General features: G+C 71.5%; 14 protein-coding genes. 7 read left to right on the forward strand and 7 right to left on the reverse strand.

Annotated features, from left to right (window positions below):
- Positions 1-20: 20 nt before the first annotated feature.
- Positions 21-578, forward strand: coding sequence for a TetR/AcrR family transcriptional regulator (locus AC07EG_RS03365; RefSeq protein WP_478251378.1), 558 nt, complete (start codon positions 21-23; stop codon positions 576-578).
- A gap of 8 nt (positions 579-586) precedes the next feature.
- Positions 587-1,114 (forward strand): DUF4865 family protein, encoded by a 528-nt coding sequence (locus AC07EG_RS03370; protein ID WP_478251380.1) that lies wholly within the window; start codon positions 587-589, stop codon positions 1,112-1,114.
- Here the strand turns inward: AC07EG_RS03370 and AC07EG_RS03375 are convergent.
- Together AC07EG_RS03375 and AC07EG_RS03380 are read right to left on the reverse strand one after the other, a co-directional pair.
- Positions 1,079-2,056, reverse strand: a complete 978-nt coding sequence (locus tag AC07EG_RS03375) for an ABC transporter substrate-binding protein (RefSeq protein ID WP_478251381.1) — start codon at positions 2,054-2,056, stop codon at positions 1,079-1,081. The two genes, AC07EG_RS03370 and AC07EG_RS03375, sit on opposite strands and share 36 nt — an antisense overlap.
- A gap of 37 nt (positions 2,057-2,093) precedes the next feature.
- The gene (locus AC07EG_RS03380) at positions 2,094-3,431 is read right to left on the reverse strand and encodes an aminotransferase-like domain-containing protein (protein ID WP_478251382.1); all 1,338 of its coding nucleotides are present in this window, start codon (positions 3,429-3,431) and stop codon (positions 2,094-2,096) included.
- A gap of 100 nt (positions 3,432-3,531) precedes the next feature.
- Between AC07EG_RS03380 and AC07EG_RS03385 the strand changes: the two genes are divergently transcribed.
- Positions 3,532-4,344 carry an alpha/beta fold hydrolase gene (locus AC07EG_RS03385; protein WP_478251383.1) on the forward strand — a complete coding sequence of 271 codons (813 nt, stop codon included), beginning with the start codon at positions 3,532-3,534 and terminating at the stop codon, positions 4,342-4,344.
- The gene (locus tag AC07EG_RS03390; protein ID WP_478251384.1) at positions 4,341-5,102 is read left to right on the forward strand and encodes an SDR family NAD(P)-dependent oxidoreductase; all 762 of its coding nucleotides are present in this window, start codon (positions 4,341-4,343) and stop codon (positions 5,100-5,102) included. The genes AC07EG_RS03385 and AC07EG_RS03390 overlap by 4 nt, the downstream gene beginning before the upstream one ends.
- A 9-nt stretch (positions 5,103-5,111) precedes the next feature.
- Here AC07EG_RS03390 and AC07EG_RS03395 read toward each other — a convergent pair whose 3' ends face one another.
- A complete protein-coding gene (locus AC07EG_RS03395; protein ID WP_478251385.1) occupies positions 5,112-5,837 on the reverse strand; it encodes a DUF2786 domain-containing protein in 726 nt (241 codons plus the stop codon).
- A gap of 105 nt (positions 5,838-5,942) precedes the next feature.
- Here AC07EG_RS03395 and AC07EG_RS03400 point away from each other — a divergent pair, with 105 nt between their 5' ends.
- Together AC07EG_RS03400 and AC07EG_RS03405 are read left to right on the forward strand one after the other, a co-directional pair.
- The gene (locus tag AC07EG_RS03400; protein WP_478251753.1) at positions 5,943-6,596 is read left to right on the forward strand and encodes a response regulator transcription factor; all 654 of its coding nucleotides are present in this window, start codon (positions 5,943-5,945) and stop codon (positions 6,594-6,596) included.
- Positions 6,593-7,561 (forward strand): HAMP domain-containing sensor histidine kinase, encoded by a 969-nt coding sequence (locus AC07EG_RS03405; protein ID WP_478251386.1) that lies wholly within the window; start codon positions 6,593-6,595, stop codon positions 7,559-7,561. Before AC07EG_RS03400 ends, AC07EG_RS03405 begins: the two co-directional genes overlap by 4 nt.
- Here the strand turns inward: AC07EG_RS03405 and AC07EG_RS03410 are convergent.
- A complete protein-coding gene (locus AC07EG_RS03410) occupies positions 7,536-9,578 on the reverse strand; it encodes an MMPL family transporter (protein ID WP_478251387.1) in 2,043 nt (680 codons plus the stop codon). The genes AC07EG_RS03405 and AC07EG_RS03410 overlap by 26 nt on opposite strands.
- Before the next feature lie 70 nt (positions 9,579-9,648).
- On the reverse strand, positions 9,649-10,842 hold the full coding sequence (locus AC07EG_RS03415; RefSeq protein WP_478251388.1) for an MFS transporter: 1,194 nt from the start codon (positions 10,840-10,842) through the stop codon (positions 9,649-9,651).
- 83 nt (positions 10,843-10,925) lie between these two features.
- Here AC07EG_RS03415 and AC07EG_RS03420 point away from each other — a divergent pair, with 83 nt between their 5' ends.
- Entirely contained in the window at positions 10,926-11,447 is a 522-nt protein-coding gene (locus AC07EG_RS03420) for a CGNR zinc finger domain-containing protein (protein WP_478251389.1), read from the forward strand.
- Between the two features lie 1,467 nt (positions 11,448-12,914).
- Here the strand turns inward: AC07EG_RS03420 and AC07EG_RS03425 are convergent.
- Together AC07EG_RS03425 and AC07EG_RS03430 are read right to left on the reverse strand one after the other, a co-directional pair.
- Positions 12,915-14,801, reverse strand: a complete 1,887-nt coding sequence (locus AC07EG_RS03425; RefSeq protein ID WP_478251390.1) for an ABC transporter ATP-binding protein — start codon at positions 14,799-14,801, stop codon at positions 12,915-12,917.
- An 8-nt stretch (positions 14,802-14,809) separates the two neighbouring features.
- Positions 14,810-15,865, reverse strand: coding sequence for a zinc-binding dehydrogenase (locus tag AC07EG_RS03430; protein WP_478251391.1), 1,056 nt, complete (start codon positions 15,863-15,865; stop codon positions 14,810-14,812).
- Positions 15,866-15,882 lie beyond the last annotated feature (17 nt).

Raw genomic sequence — 15,882 nt, forward strand, 5'->3', positions numbered from 1 at the left:
CTGGTATGTACGATTAGCCCATGGACACGCGTGACAGGTTGATCGAGAGCACGCGCGAGCTGCTCTGGGAACGCGGGTACGTCGGCACCAGCCCGAAGGCCATCCAGCAGCACGCCGGTGCCGGGCAGGGCAGCATGTACCACCACTTCACCGGCAAGCCCGAACTCGCGCTCGCCGCGGTGGAGCGCACGGCCGCGGCCCTGCGCGCCCAGGCCGACGCCGAGCTTTCCGGGCCGGGCAAGGCGTCCGAGCGCATCACCGCCTACCTGCACCGCGAACGGCAGGTCCTGCGCGGCTGCCCGATCGGGCGGCTCACCCAGGACCCCGAGGTCATCGGCGACCCCGAACTGCGCCGTCCCGTCGAGGAAACCTTCGACTGGCTGCGCCACCGGCTGGCCGAGGTGATCACCGAGGGCCAGGCCGACGGCGAGTTCACCGGGCTGGACCCGGCCGACACCGCCGCCACCGTGGTCGCCACGCTGCAGGGCGGTTACGTGCTGGCGCGGGCGTCCGGTTCGGCGGAGGGCTTCGAACGCGCCGTCGAAGGTGTGCTCAACCTGCTCGTCCGGCGGTCCTGATGCAGGCGATGCAGTACGAAATCACCCTGCCCGCCGACTACGACATGGGCATCATCCGGCACCGCGTGGCCACCCGGGGCAGTGCGCTGGACGATTTCGACGGCCTCGGGTTCAAGGCGTACTGCGTGCGCGAACGTGAGCTGCACGGGGTCAACCAGTACGCGCCGTTCTACTGGTGGGAATCGGACGAGGCGATGAACCGGTTCCTGTGGGGCGACGGCTTCCGCCGCCTCTGCGACGACTTCGGCAGGCCACCGGTGGCGCACTGGCTCGGCATCGACGTGGTCCGCGGGCCGGCGCGCGCGGCGACCACCGCCGTCCGCCACACGGAGTCCATTGTGGATGGCGAAGCCCCGGCGGACGCGGTGGCCCGCGCCCGGCTCCCCCGGCACGGATCGGTGTACGCCAGCGTGCTCGCCGTCGACCTGCGCCGCTGGGAACTGACCCGGTTCACCCTCTACGACGGCGACGCGGCCGGCGACGGCATCCGCTACCGGGTGCTACACCTGTCCGATCCGGGTCAGCGTGGGGCGTAGCTCGTCCAGCAGCCACCGCACCCCGGCGACGTTCGGCGCCTGCAGCAACTGCGCGGCGTCCGAGCCGACCCCCTGGTAACGACCTTCGGTGATCACCTTCAGCCGTCGCACCAGGGAGTTCCCCTCGAAGGTCTGCTTGTCCACCGGGGTCGGGTAGGTCATGAACAACGCGTCCGCGCTGTCGAGCTGCTCGGCCTGTTCGTAGGACAGCCCGATGGTGCCGGGCGCCAGGTCGGCGCTGGTGGACGCGTTGGCGAAGGCGTCGGGGACCTTGAGCCCGAGCGAGTTCATGAACCTGGTCGACTGGTTGTCCTTGCCGACGACCAGCGGCAGCACCTCACCGCGGGCCTGCCCGAACAGGTACGACTTGCCCGCCAGTCCCGGCAGCTCGGCCTGGAGGCGGTCGATCTCGGCGGCGGCCGCGTCGACCAGCCGTTGCGCACCCGCCTCGTCGCCGACGGCCCGGCCGATGCGCAACGCGTCCTCCTGCATCGAACCGCCGTACAGCTCGGTCTCGAACGCCAGCGTCGGCGCGATCCGGCTGAGCTTCTGGTAGGCGGACGCGTCGAGCTGGACCATCGAAACGGCGAGGATGACGTCCGGCCGGTACGCGGCGACCTTCTCGAAGCTGATGCCGTTCATGTCGAGCGCCAGCACGTCCGGGCCGAGCTGCCGGGTCAGGTACGGCGCCTGCGGCACCCCCGGGTCGTACCCCTTCACCGCGCCGACCACGTCGAGGCCGAGCGCGGTGGCCACCGCGAGGTCGTTGTAGCCGAGCGCCACCACGCGCGCCGGCTTCCTGGTGAAGGTGGTCTCGCCGAACGCGTGCTCGATCGTGACCGAGAACGCCGCGGCCCCCTCGGACGCGGGTTCCGGCTCGGTGGAGCACCCCGCGAGCGTCAACACGACCAGGGCCACCAGCGCGAACGATCTTCTGAGCACAAGTAAGGCTAACCTTGCCTTACCAAGTCGACAAGGGTCATTCCGTTCCGGTGTCCTCGGCGGTGCCGCGCGCCAGGGCGGCGAGCTGGTCCAGGGCGGCGCGGAGTTGCTGGTGCGACGGGCCGCTCAACGCCAGGCGCACGGCGCTGGGCGCGTGACCGGCGCCGATGGTGAAGGCCGCGGCCGGGCTCACCGCGATGCCCCGGCGGGCGGCCGCACCGACGAAGGTTTCGGCTCGCCACTGCTCCGGCAGCTCCCACCAGCAGTGGAACGACCGCGGCTCGGCGCGGACGGTGAACTCCGCCAGGCGCCCCGCCCGCAACTCCTGCCGGGCCAGCGCGTCCCGGCGCTTCGCCGCCTCGATCTCGGCGAGCGTGCCGTCGGCCAGGCAGCGGGTCGCGGCCTCGATGGCGAACCGCTGCGCGGTCCAGCCACCCGACCGCAACGCGGCGGCGACCCGGTCGGCGCACCGGCTGGGCGGCACCGCGAACCCGAGGCTCATCCCGGGTGCGAGCCGCTTCGACAGGCTGTCCACCAGCAGCACCCGTTCCGGCGCGAGGCTGAGCAGCGGCGGCAGGTCGGCGCGGAGGAAGCCGTTGATGCCGTCCTCGATCGCGGGCAGGTCCAGTTCGGCCAGCACCGCGGCCAGCGCCCGCCGCCGCTCGGCGGGCATGGTGGTGCCGAGCGGGTTCTGCACCGCGGGCTGCACGTACACCGCCCGCAAGGGGCTGGTCCGGTGGGCGGCACGCAGGGCTTCGGGCACCATGCCGTCGTTGTCCATCTCGATCGGCACCAGCGTGATGCCGAGCCGGGCGGCGATCGCCTTGACCACCGGATAGGTGAGTGCCTCGACGGCGATGCGCTCGCCGATCCCGGCCAGCGCGCTGAACGCGGCGGCGATGGCCTGCCTGCCGTTGCCGGCGAAGAGGATCCGCTCCGGTTCGGGCGTCCAGCCACCGCGGCTCAACGCCCGCGCCGACGCCTCGCGGACGGCCGCCGTGCCCGCGGGAGTGGTCGGCAGGAGCGCGGCCCCGAGCGCGTCGGGCCGGAGGAGGCCGCTCAGGCTCTTCGACAGCAGCTCCGCCTGTTCGGGCAGCAACGGGAAGTTGAGTTCGAGGTCGATCGGCGCGGTGGCCGGGTCGGCGAGTGCGGGGTCGGCGGGCGGGCCGGCCGCGCGGATGAACGTGCCGCGGCCGACTTCGCCGACCGCCAGCCCGCGCCGGACCAGTTCGCCGTACACGCGGGTCGCGGTCGACGCGGCGATGCCGTGCTGCCGGGCGAACCGGCGTTGCGGGGGCAGGCGGTCGCCGGGGCGCAGCCTGCCGTCGGCGATGTCGGCGGCGAGGCGGTCGGCGATCAGCCGGTAGTCATCCATGCATTGTCCCCATTGCACCGAGGTAATTGTTTTGATTGCCTGCCGAATGTACTCCTGATTAGGCTGAGGATGTCAACCATCACCGGAGAGAGCAGGGAACATGCCCAGAATTGATCTCGGTGCAATTTCGGTGGCGTACACCGACGAAGGCACTGGCGAACCGTTGGTCCTGGTGCACGGGCACCCGTTCGACCGGTCCATGTGGCAGCCGCAGGTCGACCGGTTCGCGGGCGCCGGCCACCGGGTGATCGTCCCCGATCTGCGGGGTTACGGCGAAACCACGGTGGTACCGGGCAAAACTCCGTTGGAGACCTTCGCGCGTGATCTGGCCGAGTTGCTCGACCGGCTCGGCGTGGGCCGGATCGTGCTCGGCGGGCTGTCCATGGGCGGGCAGATCGTGATGGAGTTCCACCGGCTGTTCCCCGAGCGGGTGCGCGGCCTGCTGCTGGCCGACACCTCACCGGTGGGCGAAACGGAGGCGGGCAAACGCTTCCGCAACGAAACCGCCGACCGGCTGCTGCGGGAAGGTCTTGGCCCGTACGCCGACGAGGTGCTGTCGAAGATGGTCGCGCCGCACAACCACGACGTGGCCGGTGCGCACGTGCTCCGGATGATGCGCGGGGCACCGGCCGAAGGCGCGGCGGCGGCGTTGCGCGGGCGGGCGGAACGGCTGGACTACGTGGAGTCGCTCGGCGCGGTCGCGGTGCCCACGCTGATCGTGGTCGGCGCGGAGGACGAATACACGCCGGTCGCCGAAGCGGAACTGATGCACCGGCGCATCAGCGGCTCGACGCTGGTGGTCATCGAAGGGGCCGCGCACCTGCCGAACCTGGAACGGCAGCACGAGTTCGACACCGCGCTCGAGGCGTTCCTCTCGTCGGTCGCGGGCGCCCGGGTACGGTTCGGCTCGTGAGCACGCGACAGAAAACCGTCTTCGTCACCGGGGCCAGCGCCGGGTTCGGCGCCGCGATCGCCCGGCGGTTCGCCGCCGCCGGCGACAAGGTCGTGGTCACCGCCCGTCGCGCGGACAAGCTGGCCGAACTCGCCGCCGAACTCGGCGACTCGGTGCACCCGCTGGAACTGGACGTGCGTGACCGCGACGCGGTGGCCGCCGCGTTCGCCGGTCTGCCCGCCGCCTTCGCCGAGGTGGACGTGCTGGTGAACAACGCCGGGCTGGCCAAGGGCCTGAACCCGGCGCACCAGGCCGATCCGGACGACTGGCAGCAGATGATCGACACCAACTGCGCCGGTCTGGTGCACTGCACCCGCGCCGCCCTGCCCGGCATGGTCGAGCGGGGCCGCGGGCACGTGGTCAACCTCGGCTCGGTCGCCGGCACCTACCCGTACCCCGGCGGCAACGTCTACGGCGCCACGAAGGCCTTCGTGCACCAGTTCACCCTGAATCTGCGCAGCGACCTGCACGGCACCGGCGTGCGGGTCACCTCGGTGGAACCCGGCATGGTGGGGGGCACGGAGTTCTCCGTGGTCCGCTTCGAAGGCGACCAGGACCGGGCGGACCAGGTGTACTCGGGCATGCAGCCGCTCACCGCCGAGGACATCGCCGAATCGGTGCACTGGGTGACCGCACAACCCGCGCACGTCAACGTGAACGTGCTCGAACTGATGCCGGTGGCGCAGAGCTTCTCCCCCTTCCAGGTCCACCGCTCCTGACGCAGCGCCTCAGGAGGCGCTGCGGGCGGGTAGCGCGGCACCACCGCCGTTGAGGTTGGTGGTGCCGAGGTTCGCCCGGCGACCGGCGAAGTGGCCGTCGGTGTAACCCGTGCCGGAGAGGCTCCGCGGCGAAGCCTTGCGCAGGCGCCCGTACTGGGCGTCGTAGGCGTCGTTGACCAGCTTCTTCCGGTCCAGCACCACGAGTTCGGCGGACCGCCCGCCTGCCGCGTCGTGCTTGGCGACCGCCCGCGACTCCGCGGCCTTGAGCCGCAGGCGCACCGCGGAGGCGAACCCGGCCAGCCAGGTGCGGCGGTAGGCGGCCACGGTCTGCCCCCGCCCCGCCGCCCGCACCCGGCCCAGCTGGGTGGTCGCCTGCAGCAACAGGCTGGTGAACAGCAGCTCCACCCGGTCCAGATCGGACCGGAAGCCGAACACGGTGACCGCTTCCACGGTCTGCCCCCGGCACAGCAGCACCACCCGGCACCGCAGCGGATCGGCCACGCAGCTCAGCAGGTGCGCCTTGTCCTTGCTGTACGGGTTGCACAGCGGGATCTTGACACTGGTGATGGTGTCGGTGTGCCGACCGGCGGCGGCCAGCACCGCGCGATCGATCCCGTAGCGGGCGATGAGCTGGGCGGCCTTGGTGTTGTAGGCCTCGGCCTCCGCCTCGGTGACCGCCGGGTCCTCGGCTTTCGCGAGCAGCTTGCGGACTCGCGTGAGTAGGTGTTCTGACACGAACGCATGTTCGCACTTCGGCCCGACAAAATCGAATCGGTGTTTCGCTCAGGTGTGCGGGACGGGATAATTTACGTGCCGCTCTAGAGTCTACGCATGCGACGAGTGCTGATCGTGGAAGACGAGCGGACCATCGCCGAGTCGGTCGCCGCCCGGTTGCGCGCCGAGGGCTTCGAAGTGCTCCTCGCGCACGACGGTCCGGCCGGGGTCGCCGCCGCCGAAGCCGGTGCACCCGACCTGGTGGTGCTCGACCTGATGCTCCCCGGCTACGACGGGCTGGAGGTCTGCCGCCGCATCCAGGCCCACCGCCCGGTGCCGGTGCTGATGCTCACCGCCCGCGCCGACGAGAACGACCTGCTGGTCGGCCTGGCCGTCGGCGCCGACGACTACCTGACCAAACCGTTCTCCATCCGCGAACTGGCCGCCCGCGTGCACGCGCTGCTCCGGCGCGCCGGACGCGCCGCACCGGCCGAACCCGATCGGATCGTCGTCGGTGACCTGGAGATCGACCCGGTCCGCCGCCGGGTGCGGCGCGCGGGCAGCGAGCCGCACCTGACCCCGACCGAGTTCGAACTGCTCGCCAATCTCGCGCGCCGGCCGGACGCCGTGGTCTCCCGTGCGGAACTCGTCGCGCAGGTGTGGGGCTGGGAAGGACCACCGCGCACGGTGGACAGCCACGTGAAAGCGTTGCGCCGCAAGCTCGGCGCCGATCTGATCCGGACCGTGCACGGCGTCGGCTACGCACTGGGGGCCCGATGAGCCTGCCCCGGCCGCTCGACCCGGTCCGCTCCATCAAGCTGAAGCTGGGCCTGCTGGTGATGGGCGCGACCGGGGCCGCGCTGGTCTTCTTCCGCTACCAGATCGGCTGGCTGCCCCCGCGGACCGCGCTCACCGCACTGGTCATCGCGCTGGTCACCACCCAGCTGCTGGCGCACGGCATGACCAAACCGCTGCGGCAGATGACCGCCGCCGCCCGCGCGATGGCGGGCGGTGACTACTCGCGCCGCGTCCGCGCCACCTCGCGGGACGAAGTGGGTGAGCTGGCGCTGGCGTTCAACCGGATGGCCGCCGATCTCGGCGCCGCCGACCAGCAGCGGCGCGAGATGATCGCGAACGTCTCGCACGAACTGCGCACGCCGATCACCGCGTTGCGGGCCGTGCTGGAGAACGCCGTCGACGGCGTGACCGGTGAGGACGCGCTGAAGACCGCGCTCGGGCAGACCGAACGGCTCGGCAGGCTGGTCACCGAGCTGCTGGACCTGTCCAGGATCGACGCCGGGGTCCAGCCGCTGCACCGCGAATCGTTCGAGATCGAACCGCTGCTGCGCGAGGCCGTCGCCGAAACCCGGGCCGACGTGCGCTTCACCGTCGAAGTGAGCCCGCCCGGCGCCCGCGCGTTCGCCGATCGGGAGCGCCTGCACCAGGTGGTGGCGAACCTGCTGGACAACGCCGTCCGCCACGGCCCGGCGAACGGCGAGGTCCGGGTGCACGCGACCGCGGCCGGTACCGGGCTCGCCATCGAGGTGGCCGACGACGGGCCGGGCATCGCGCCCGCCGACCGCGAGCGGGTGTTCGAGCGGTTCACCCGCGGGGAGCGCGCCGGGAACGGCGGCACCGGGCTGGGGCTGGCCATCGCCAGGTGGGTGGCCGAACTGCACGGCGGCCGGATCGCCGTGGTCGGCGACACCGGCTGCCGGATCAGGCTGCAGCTGCCGGGACGCTGAGCGCCGGGGCGGGGGCCGGGAGCCGGCCCGGCCACCAGGCGAACCGCCCCAGCAGCGACAACGCGGCGGGCAGCAGCAGGATCCGCACCACCACCGCGTCCAGCAGCACCGCCAGCGCCAGCCCGAGACCGATCTGCTTCATCTCGATCCGGTCGATGAACACGAAGCCGGCGAAAACCGAGATCATCACCAGCGCCGCGCTGGTCACCACCCGCGCCGAACCGGTGATGCCGTCGACCACCGCCTCCCTCGGCGGCAGGCCGCGGGCGACGGCCTCGCGGATCCGGCTCACCACGAAGATCTGGTAGTCCATCGAGAGTCCGAAGAGGATGGCGAAGAGCATCAGCGGGGTCCGGGAGCCGATGAAGCCGGTCGAGGTGAACCCGAGCAGGTCCTCGGCCCAGGTGCCCTGGAAGACGACCACCAGCGCACCCCAGGCAGCCAGCACCGACACCAGGTTCAGCACCAGCCCGAGCGCGCCGATCACCAGCGAGCGGAAGGCCAGCGCCATCATCACGAAGGTGGCCAGCAGCACGAAGCCGATCACCCACGGCAGCCGGTCCGCCTGGTGCGCCGAGTAGTCCACCCCGCGGGCGGGTTCCCCGGAGATCGCGATGGACACCCCGGGCGGCACCGGCTGGGCACGCAGCTGCGCCAGCGAGGCGTCGGCTTCGGGGGTGCCCGCCGAATACGGGATGGGCAGCTCCAGCCGGTGCGTCCTGCCGTCCGCGGAGGACACCAGGCGGGCGTCCGGGGTGGCCAGCGCGGCGGCCGCCTGCGCGGCGCCGTCCCCCTGGAGGACGACCATGTGCGCGGCACCGCGGTCGGGGAAGGCCGCCACGAGTTCGTCGTGCGCGGCGATCTCCGGGACCGAGCGCGGGAAGCTGTTGATGCCTTCGACGCCCAGCTTCATGTTCAGGCCGGGGATGGCGAGCGCACCGACCAGCAGCACGCCGGCCAGCAGCGTCGGCACCGGGTGCTCGACGGCCGGGCGCAGCAGGCGGTGCCACAGCCTCGGCGGCTTCGCCCGCTTGCCTTCGATGCGGGGGCCGAGCTTCGCCAGCAGCGCCGGGAGCACGGTGACCGCGCTGAGCACGGCCACCGCGACCACGATGATCGTGCCGGTCGCGATCGAGGAGAAGATGACGTCGGTGGCGAGGTACAACCCGGCCAGCGAAACGATGACCGCCAGCCCGGAGACCACGATCGCCCGTCCCGAGGTCGCCGCCGCGATCTCCACCGCCGCCGCGTGGCTCAGCTCGCCGCGGCTGCGATCGCGTTCCTCGCGCACCCGTTTCAGCGCGAACAGCGAGTAGTCGACGCCGACGGCCATGCCCATCATCAGCAGGACGCTGGTCACCGCGCCGCCCGCGTCCGGGAAGAACGCCGACGCCAGGCCGTACAGGCCGAGCGAGCCGAAGATCGCGGTGAGCGCGAGCAGCAGCGGGATGCCCGCCGCCAGCAGGGAACCGAACACCAGGAACAGGATCAGCAGCGTCACCGGCAGCGTGATGGCCTTGGTGACCAGCACGCCCCGGCCGAGTTGGGCGCTCAACCCGCGTTCCGCCGAGGCGTCGCCGGTCTGCACGAGCCGGACCCCCGGGTGCGCGGCGGCCACCGCGCCGGTCTGCTCGATGACCGGTTCGACGTGGTCGCCCGCCTGCCGGTCGTCACCGGCCATGGTGATCACCACGAGCAGGCTGCGGCCGTCCGGGGAGAGTTCCGGTTCACCGACGCCGGCGACGCCGTCCAGCCCACGCACCCGCTGGACCACCTCGGCGGCCACCGGCGCGGCGGCCGGGGTGATCAGCACGTGCTCCACCGGTGGCCGGGAGATCCCGGCTTCGGCGGCCAGCTGCTCCGCCCGCCCGGCCTCCCCGATCCAGAAGTCCTCGCCCCGCGCCTGGTTCGTGCCGGTGAGGGTGCCCGCCGCGAAGGCGATCGCGACGAAGGCGAGCCAGCCCGCGATCGCCTGCCAGGGGTGGGTCGCGCTCCAGCGCGCGATGCGGACGTTCACGGGTCGAGGATTTCGCGCCACCGCGGGCAAGGCACTGGAGCAGGCCGCCGCTCGCCCGGTGGGGTGCGCCCTACCGGAACACGCGGAAGAACGGCACGACCGTCGCCAGGCCGAGCACCGCGAAGGCGCCGAAGGCCACCGGGAACCCGGCGAGTTCGGTGAGCAGTCCGGCCAGTGCCGCGGCGACCGGGGCGGCGCCCCAGCTGACCAGCCGGTACGCCGCGTTGAACCGGCCGAGCAGGTGGTCCGGGACGAGTTCCTGGGCGAGCACGCGCGCGTTGACCGTCCACATCGTGCCGCCGACCCCGGCGGCGAACGCGGCGGCGCCGACCGCCCACCCGCTCGGCCACACCGCGGGCACGGCGACCAGCACGAACGAGCCGACCAGGTCGCTGAACATCGCCCAGCGGCGGCCGATCAGCCGGTTGACCGGGGTGACCAGGAGCGCGCCGAGCACACCGCCCGCGCCGAGGCAGGTGAGCAGCAGGCCGTAACCGCGGGCGTCGAGGCCGAGCGGCCCGGGGGCGACGGCGTACAGCGGCAGGATCGCCAGCCACGCGTGCCACGCCCCGGCCATCACCGCGACGAGCAGCGCCATCGTGCGCAGGACCCGTTGCTGCCAGAGGAAGGTGAGGCCGTCGCGGATCTCGGTGTGCACGGAACGGCGCTCGGTTTTGACGGCTTCGAAGTTGCCGACGAGGGCGAGCAGCAGCAGGGCACCCGCGGCGTAGACGAGCCCGGTCACGCCGAGCGCGAGCCCGGCACCCGCGGCGACGAGGAACCCGCCGACGGGGGCGCCGAGGAAACCGTTGCAGAGGTATTCGACCGCGGTGATGTGGGCGGTGGCCCGGTGCCGCCGGATGGGCGCGACGGCGGCCGGGATGATCGACGCGCCCGCGGTCAGCGCCACCACCTCGGCGACCCCGAGCACGCCTGCCACGCCGAAGACGAGCGGCAGCGTGAGCGTGCCGGTCAGGTGGGCGGCGAACGCGACCCCGATCGAGGCGAGCCGCGCGAGCTCGGCGGCGAGCATCAGGCTGCGGCGGTTGAGCCGGTCGACCAGCACGCCGATGTGCAGCGCGGTGACCAGCCACGGCAGGGACAGCATCGCGGCGACGCCCGCGACCAGCGTCGGTGAGCGGGTGAGGGAGGCGGCGAGCAGGGGCAGCGCGACCTTGGTGACCGCGTCGGCGAGGTTGGTGGTGGCGGTGAAGACCAGCAACGACCACTCGTTGCGCAGGTGCGTCGAAGCCTGGGTGGTCACCGGATCTCCTAACCTGTGATGTCTCATAACCGGTTATGAGCTTGAATGGGTTAGAGTGAGGTTGTCAAGCGGGAGGTGGTTCGATGGCGGGGGCGCCACTGGCGCTGCCGGAGTACCTGGAGCCGGTGCTGGCTTTCGTCAACTCGGTGGACGTCGAGGAGGGGACGGACGAGCTGGCGGATGCCGCCGGGCTGGGTGCCTGGCTGGCCGCGCACGGTCTGGTCGAGCAGGGTGCGGTGTCGGCTGCCGAGTTCCGGCTGGCCCTGGACCTGCGGCGGGCGTTGCGCACGCTGGCGCTGGCGAACCACGCTCCCGCCGATCCGGTGGACGCGCGGTGCTTCGCTCGGCTGCCTTTTGTGGCTACTGCCGGGGTTGCCTGGGAACCCCGTTCGACGGCCCCGGTGATGCGGGGGTTGACCCTGCTGGCTATCGGTTATGCGCGGGCACAGGCGACCGGTGATTGGGTTCGGCTGCGGCTTTGTCCCGGTGATGGGTGTTACTGGGCTTTCTGGGATTCTTCTCCGCGGGGCGCGCGCCGGTGGTGCAGTATGCGGGTGTGCGGGAACCGGGCGAAGGCGCGTGCTTACGCATCGCGGGAACGGTGACTCTGCTGGCGCGTTGAGCGGGTCGCAGAGAGCGGGCCGCGTTCGGCGGGGTTGAGGGGGCAGTACGCGGGTCTGCGGAGAGCGAGCCAAGACACGCGCCTATGCACCGCGAGAGCGATGACCCCTCCAGCCGCATCGAGCGCATCGCAGTAGACGAGCCACCTTCGGCGGGGTTTGACGGTGCAGCATGCGCGTTCGCGGAGAACGAGCCAAGGCACGTGCCCATGCACCAAGAAAGCGATGACCCCTCCAGCCGCATCGAGCAGGCCACATTGAACGGACCGCAGCGAACAGACCGCGTTCGGCGGGGTTGACGGTGCAGTACGCGGGTCTGCGGAGAGCGAGCCAAGACACGCGCCCACGCACCGCAGGAACGATGACTCCCCCGGCCGCATCGAGCAGGCCGTAGCAATGGAAGGGCCGTATTCGACGGATTCGACAGTGCAGCATGCGCGTTCGCGGAAATCGAGCCAAGACACGCGCCCATGCACCACGGGAACGATGACTCCACCAGCCGCATCGAGCAGGCCACATTGAACGGACCGCAGCGAACAGACCGCATTCGGCGGGGTTGACGGTGCAGTACACGGGCCTGCGGAGAGCGAGCCAAGGTACGCGCCCATGCACCGCGAGAGCGGTGACCCCTCCAGCCGCATCGAGCGCATCGCAGTAGACGAGCCACCTTCGGCGGGGTTTGACGGAGCAGCATGCGCGTTCGCGAAGAACGAGCCAAGACACGTACCCATGCACCAAGAAAGCGATGACCCCTCCAGCCGCATCGAGCAGGCCACATTGAACGGACCGCAGCGAACAGACCGCATTCGGCGGGGTTGACGGTGCAGTACACGGGCCTGCGGAAACCGAACCAAGACACGCGCCCACGCACCGCAGGAACGGTGACTCCCCGGCCGCATCGAGCAGGCCGTAGCAATGGGCAGGCGCATCCGACGAATCCGACAGTGCAGCATGCGCGTTCGCGGAAATCGAGCCAAGACACGTACCCATGCACCACGAGAGCGATGACTCCCCCGGCCGCGTTGAGCAGGCCGCAGCAATGGAAGGGCCGCATTCGGCGAAGCCGCCGGTACAATACGCGGACCTGCGAAAATCGAGCCAAGGCACGTGTCCATGCACCACGAGAGCGGTGACTCTGCTGGCGCGTTGGGCGGGTCGTTAGCGACCACGGTGTTCTCGAACTACGCATCCGGCCACACGAACGAAGGCTCCGGGCACACGAGCGAGTAGTTCAGCCACGGCAACGAACAATTCGGGCCCACCGAGGCGCGTTCGATGCATGAGCGTGCGGTTCGGTCGCCCAAACGTGGAACCGGGGCACGCGAGCGAGCAGTTCAGCCGCGCCAACGAGCCACCCCGGGGCCACCGGTGCAGTTCGGCTGGCTGAACGGGCAACTCGAGTGCACCGGCGCGCTGTCGGATGCGGGGTTCGCCTGCACCGGGGATCTCGGGTCACGTATAAGCGGAAGCCTGCAAATTGTAGAAGTCCCGGTACAGGCCCGCTACCCGGATCAGGGTCTCATGGGTGCCGTCCTGGGTTATGCGGCCGTTGTCCATTACCAGGATCCGGTCGGCGTGGCGGATGTTCGCGAGGCGGTGGGTGACCAGGACGGTGGTCCGGCGGGTGCCGTCGTGGGTGCTGCTGGCGTGCCGCAGACCGGCGAAAACGCGAGCTTCGGCACGCGCGTCCAGTGCGGCGGTGGGTTCGTCGGCGACGAGGATGGCGCCGTTCCGGAAGATGCCCCGGGCGACGGCGAAGCGTTGCGCCTGTCCGCCCGAAAGCTCCTGCCCGTCCTTGAAGTACCGCGAGATGACGGTCTGCTCCCCCTTCGGCAACTCCGCCATGACCTCGTCGGCGCCGGATTCGACCAAGGCTTGCGTCCATTGTGGACCATCCAGCGCACTGGGCAGCCGCCCGATGCGGATGCTGTTCCGCGCGGTCATCGGCCACCGGGTCGGTTCCTGCGAGATGACCGCGATCTGCTCGTGCAGCGACTCGGCGGCCACCGAAGCGACATCGACCCCGTCCCACAGCACCCGGCCGCTGGTCGGCAGGTACAACCCGGTCAGCACCTTGCCCAGCGTGGTCTTCCCGCTCCCGTTCGACCCCACCAGCGCGACCACCTCACCACGCCGCAGCGTCAGCGAAATCCCGTCCAGCGCCGGTTTCTCCTGCCCCGGATAGGTGAAAACCACCTCCTCCAACCGGATCACCGCCGGGTTCCGCGGTGCCGCCACCCCGGACGGCCGCCGCGCCCGTGCCTTCGACTGCTCCTTCAGCTCCCGGTGGAAATCGACGTAGAACGACTCCTCGAACAGCGTGTTCACCGCGTAGATCGTGTTCGACAGCGAAGTCGACGCCGTGCGCATCGCCACCACCGCCGTGCCCGCCAGCGCCAGCTCCATCGCCCCGGTGTAGAGCAACCACCCCAGCACCACGTACGCCAGCCCGGTGCCGAACCCGGCCAGCACCCGCCCCAGCAACCGGATCAGCGTGGTCTGCCGCTCCAGCCGCACGTCCGACGCGGTCAGCTCGTCGCACAGCGCGCGGTGCTCGGCCAGCAGCGGCGACTGCAGGGTCAGCGCGTGCCGCTCCAGTGCGGCGTCCCGGCCGGTGAGCACGTCGTCGACTATCCACTTGCGACGCTGCCGCCCGACCAGGTGCAGGAAGGTCCGGTAGTTCAGCTTCGCCACCCGCATCGAGGCCCAGCCGTCCGCCGCCGCGGCCACCAGCAGCACCGGCGCCAGCCACGGGTGCAGCAGCCCCGCCGTGACCACCGCGGCCAGCATCGCGATCAACGACGAGCACAGGTCCGACAACCGGGTGACGCTCTGCGCCACCGCCCGCACCCCGTACTGCCCGCCCTGCCGCGCCAGCTCGCGGAAGTCCGCGTCCTCGAAGGCGATCAGGTCGACCGTCACCACGGCGACGGTCACCTCGTCCTCGGCCAGCCGCTCCACCCGCGGCTTCAGCTCCCCCTGCACCGCCCCGACCGCCGACTCCAGCAGCGCCCGCAACGCGTACGACGCCACCAGCACGGCGATCGCGGGCAGCGAGGCCAGCACCCGGTCCGGCGTCGGCCCCGACTCCAGCAACCGGGTGAACACGTCCGCCGTGGCCAGCAGGCCGAACGCGGTCACGCACCCGGAGAGCACCTGCAGCACGCCGAGCAGCACGGTCAGCCGCGGCGAGGTCCGCCACGCCAGCCGCAGCACCATGGCGGCGGCACGCGGCATCGCCCGGACCGTCGCCCAGGTGCTCGAGGCGGCCACGCGCCGATCGACGGCCGCCCATTCCGGCTCGTCGATCTCGTCGGTGCCGATCAGCCGTTCGCCCACCCGGGCAATCATCCAGGGGGGACCGACAAAAACCGATCGACGACGGTGACCCCGTGGTGCGCGGCGACCGGTTCGTCCATCGCCACCAGCACGTCCGGTACTTCGTCCAGGGCAATCCGGCGGCCGATCAACCGCTCCAGCTTCAGCCCAGCGGAAGTCACCAGCGACAGCATCTCCGGGTACTCGTGCGCCTGCAGCCCGTGCGTGCCGACGATGCGCAACTCCCCGGCGATCACCTCGTGCATGGCGATCGGCGGCACCCCCTGCTCCGGTGGCATCAAGCCGACCTGCACGTGGACCCCCCGCTTCCGCAACGAGGAGATCGAAGCGGCGCACACCCCCGGCAGCCCGACGCAGTCCAGCGACAGGTGCGCCCCGCCACCGGTGACCTCCTTGACCGCCGCGGCCGTGTCCCCACCGGGAACGGTCGCCTCGGCACCCAGCTCGACCGCCAGCGACAACGCGGCGGGCGAGGGGTCCACCGCGACCACCCGCGCCCCGGCCGCCACCGCCAGCATCACCGCCGAGAGCCCCGCCCCACCGCACCCGTGCACCGCGACCCACTGCCCCGCCCGGACCTCCCCCTGCCGCAGCACCGCGCGGAACGCCGTGGCGAACCGGCAGCCGAGCGCCGCGGCGGCGACCGGCCCGAGTTCGTCCGGCAACCGCACCAGGTTCACCTCGGCCCGGTCGATCGCGACGAACTCCGCGAACGAACCCCAGTGCGTGGCCCCCGGCTGGAACTGCCGGTCGCAGATGTGCCCGTGCCCGGCCAGGCACTGCGCGCAGGTCCCGCAGGCGCAGACGAACGGCACGGTCACCCGGTCACCCGCCGCCCAGCCGCGCACGCCGGAGCCCAGCGAGGCGATCCGCCCGGCCAGTTCGTGCCCGGCCACGTGCGGCAGCGTCACGCTGGTGTCGTGGCCCTGGAGGGAGTGCCAGTCGCTGCGGCACACGCCGGTCGCCTCGACGGCGATCACCACCCCGTCCGCCGACGGCACCGGATCGGGCACCTCCCGCACCACCGGGCGCACCCCGTACCGCTCGAAAACCACCGCGCGCATCCCACTCCCCGTCCCTG

The sequence above is a fragment of the Amycolatopsis sp. NPDC045836 genome, from assembly GCF_056431745.1.

Coding starts and splice junctions, on each gene's coding strand:
- AC07EG_RS03380 (WP_478251382.1), bottom strand. CDS start 3,431: ATGGATGACTACCGGCTGATCGCCGACCGCCTCGCCGCCGACATCGCC.
- AC07EG_RS03385 (WP_478251383.1), top strand. CDS start 3,532: ATGCCCAGAATTGATCTCGGTGCAATTTCGGTGGCGTACACCGACGAA.
- AC07EG_RS03405 (WP_478251386.1), top strand. CDS start 6,593: ATGAGCCTGCCCCGGCCGCTCGACCCGGTCCGCTCCATCAAGCTGAAG.
- AC07EG_RS03370 (WP_478251380.1), top strand. CDS start 587: ATGCAGTACGAAATCACCCTGCCCGCCGACTACGACATGGGCATCATC.
- AC07EG_RS03430 (WP_478251391.1), bottom strand. CDS start 15,865: ATGCGCGCGGTGGTTTTCGAGCGGTACGGGGTGCGCCCGGTGGTGCGG.
- AC07EG_RS03365 (WP_478251378.1), top strand. CDS start 21: ATGGACACGCGTGACAGGTTGATCGAGAGCACGCGCGAGCTGCTCTGG.
- AC07EG_RS03420 (WP_478251389.1), top strand. CDS start 10,926: ATGGCGGGGGCGCCACTGGCGCTGCCGGAGTACCTGGAGCCGGTGCTG.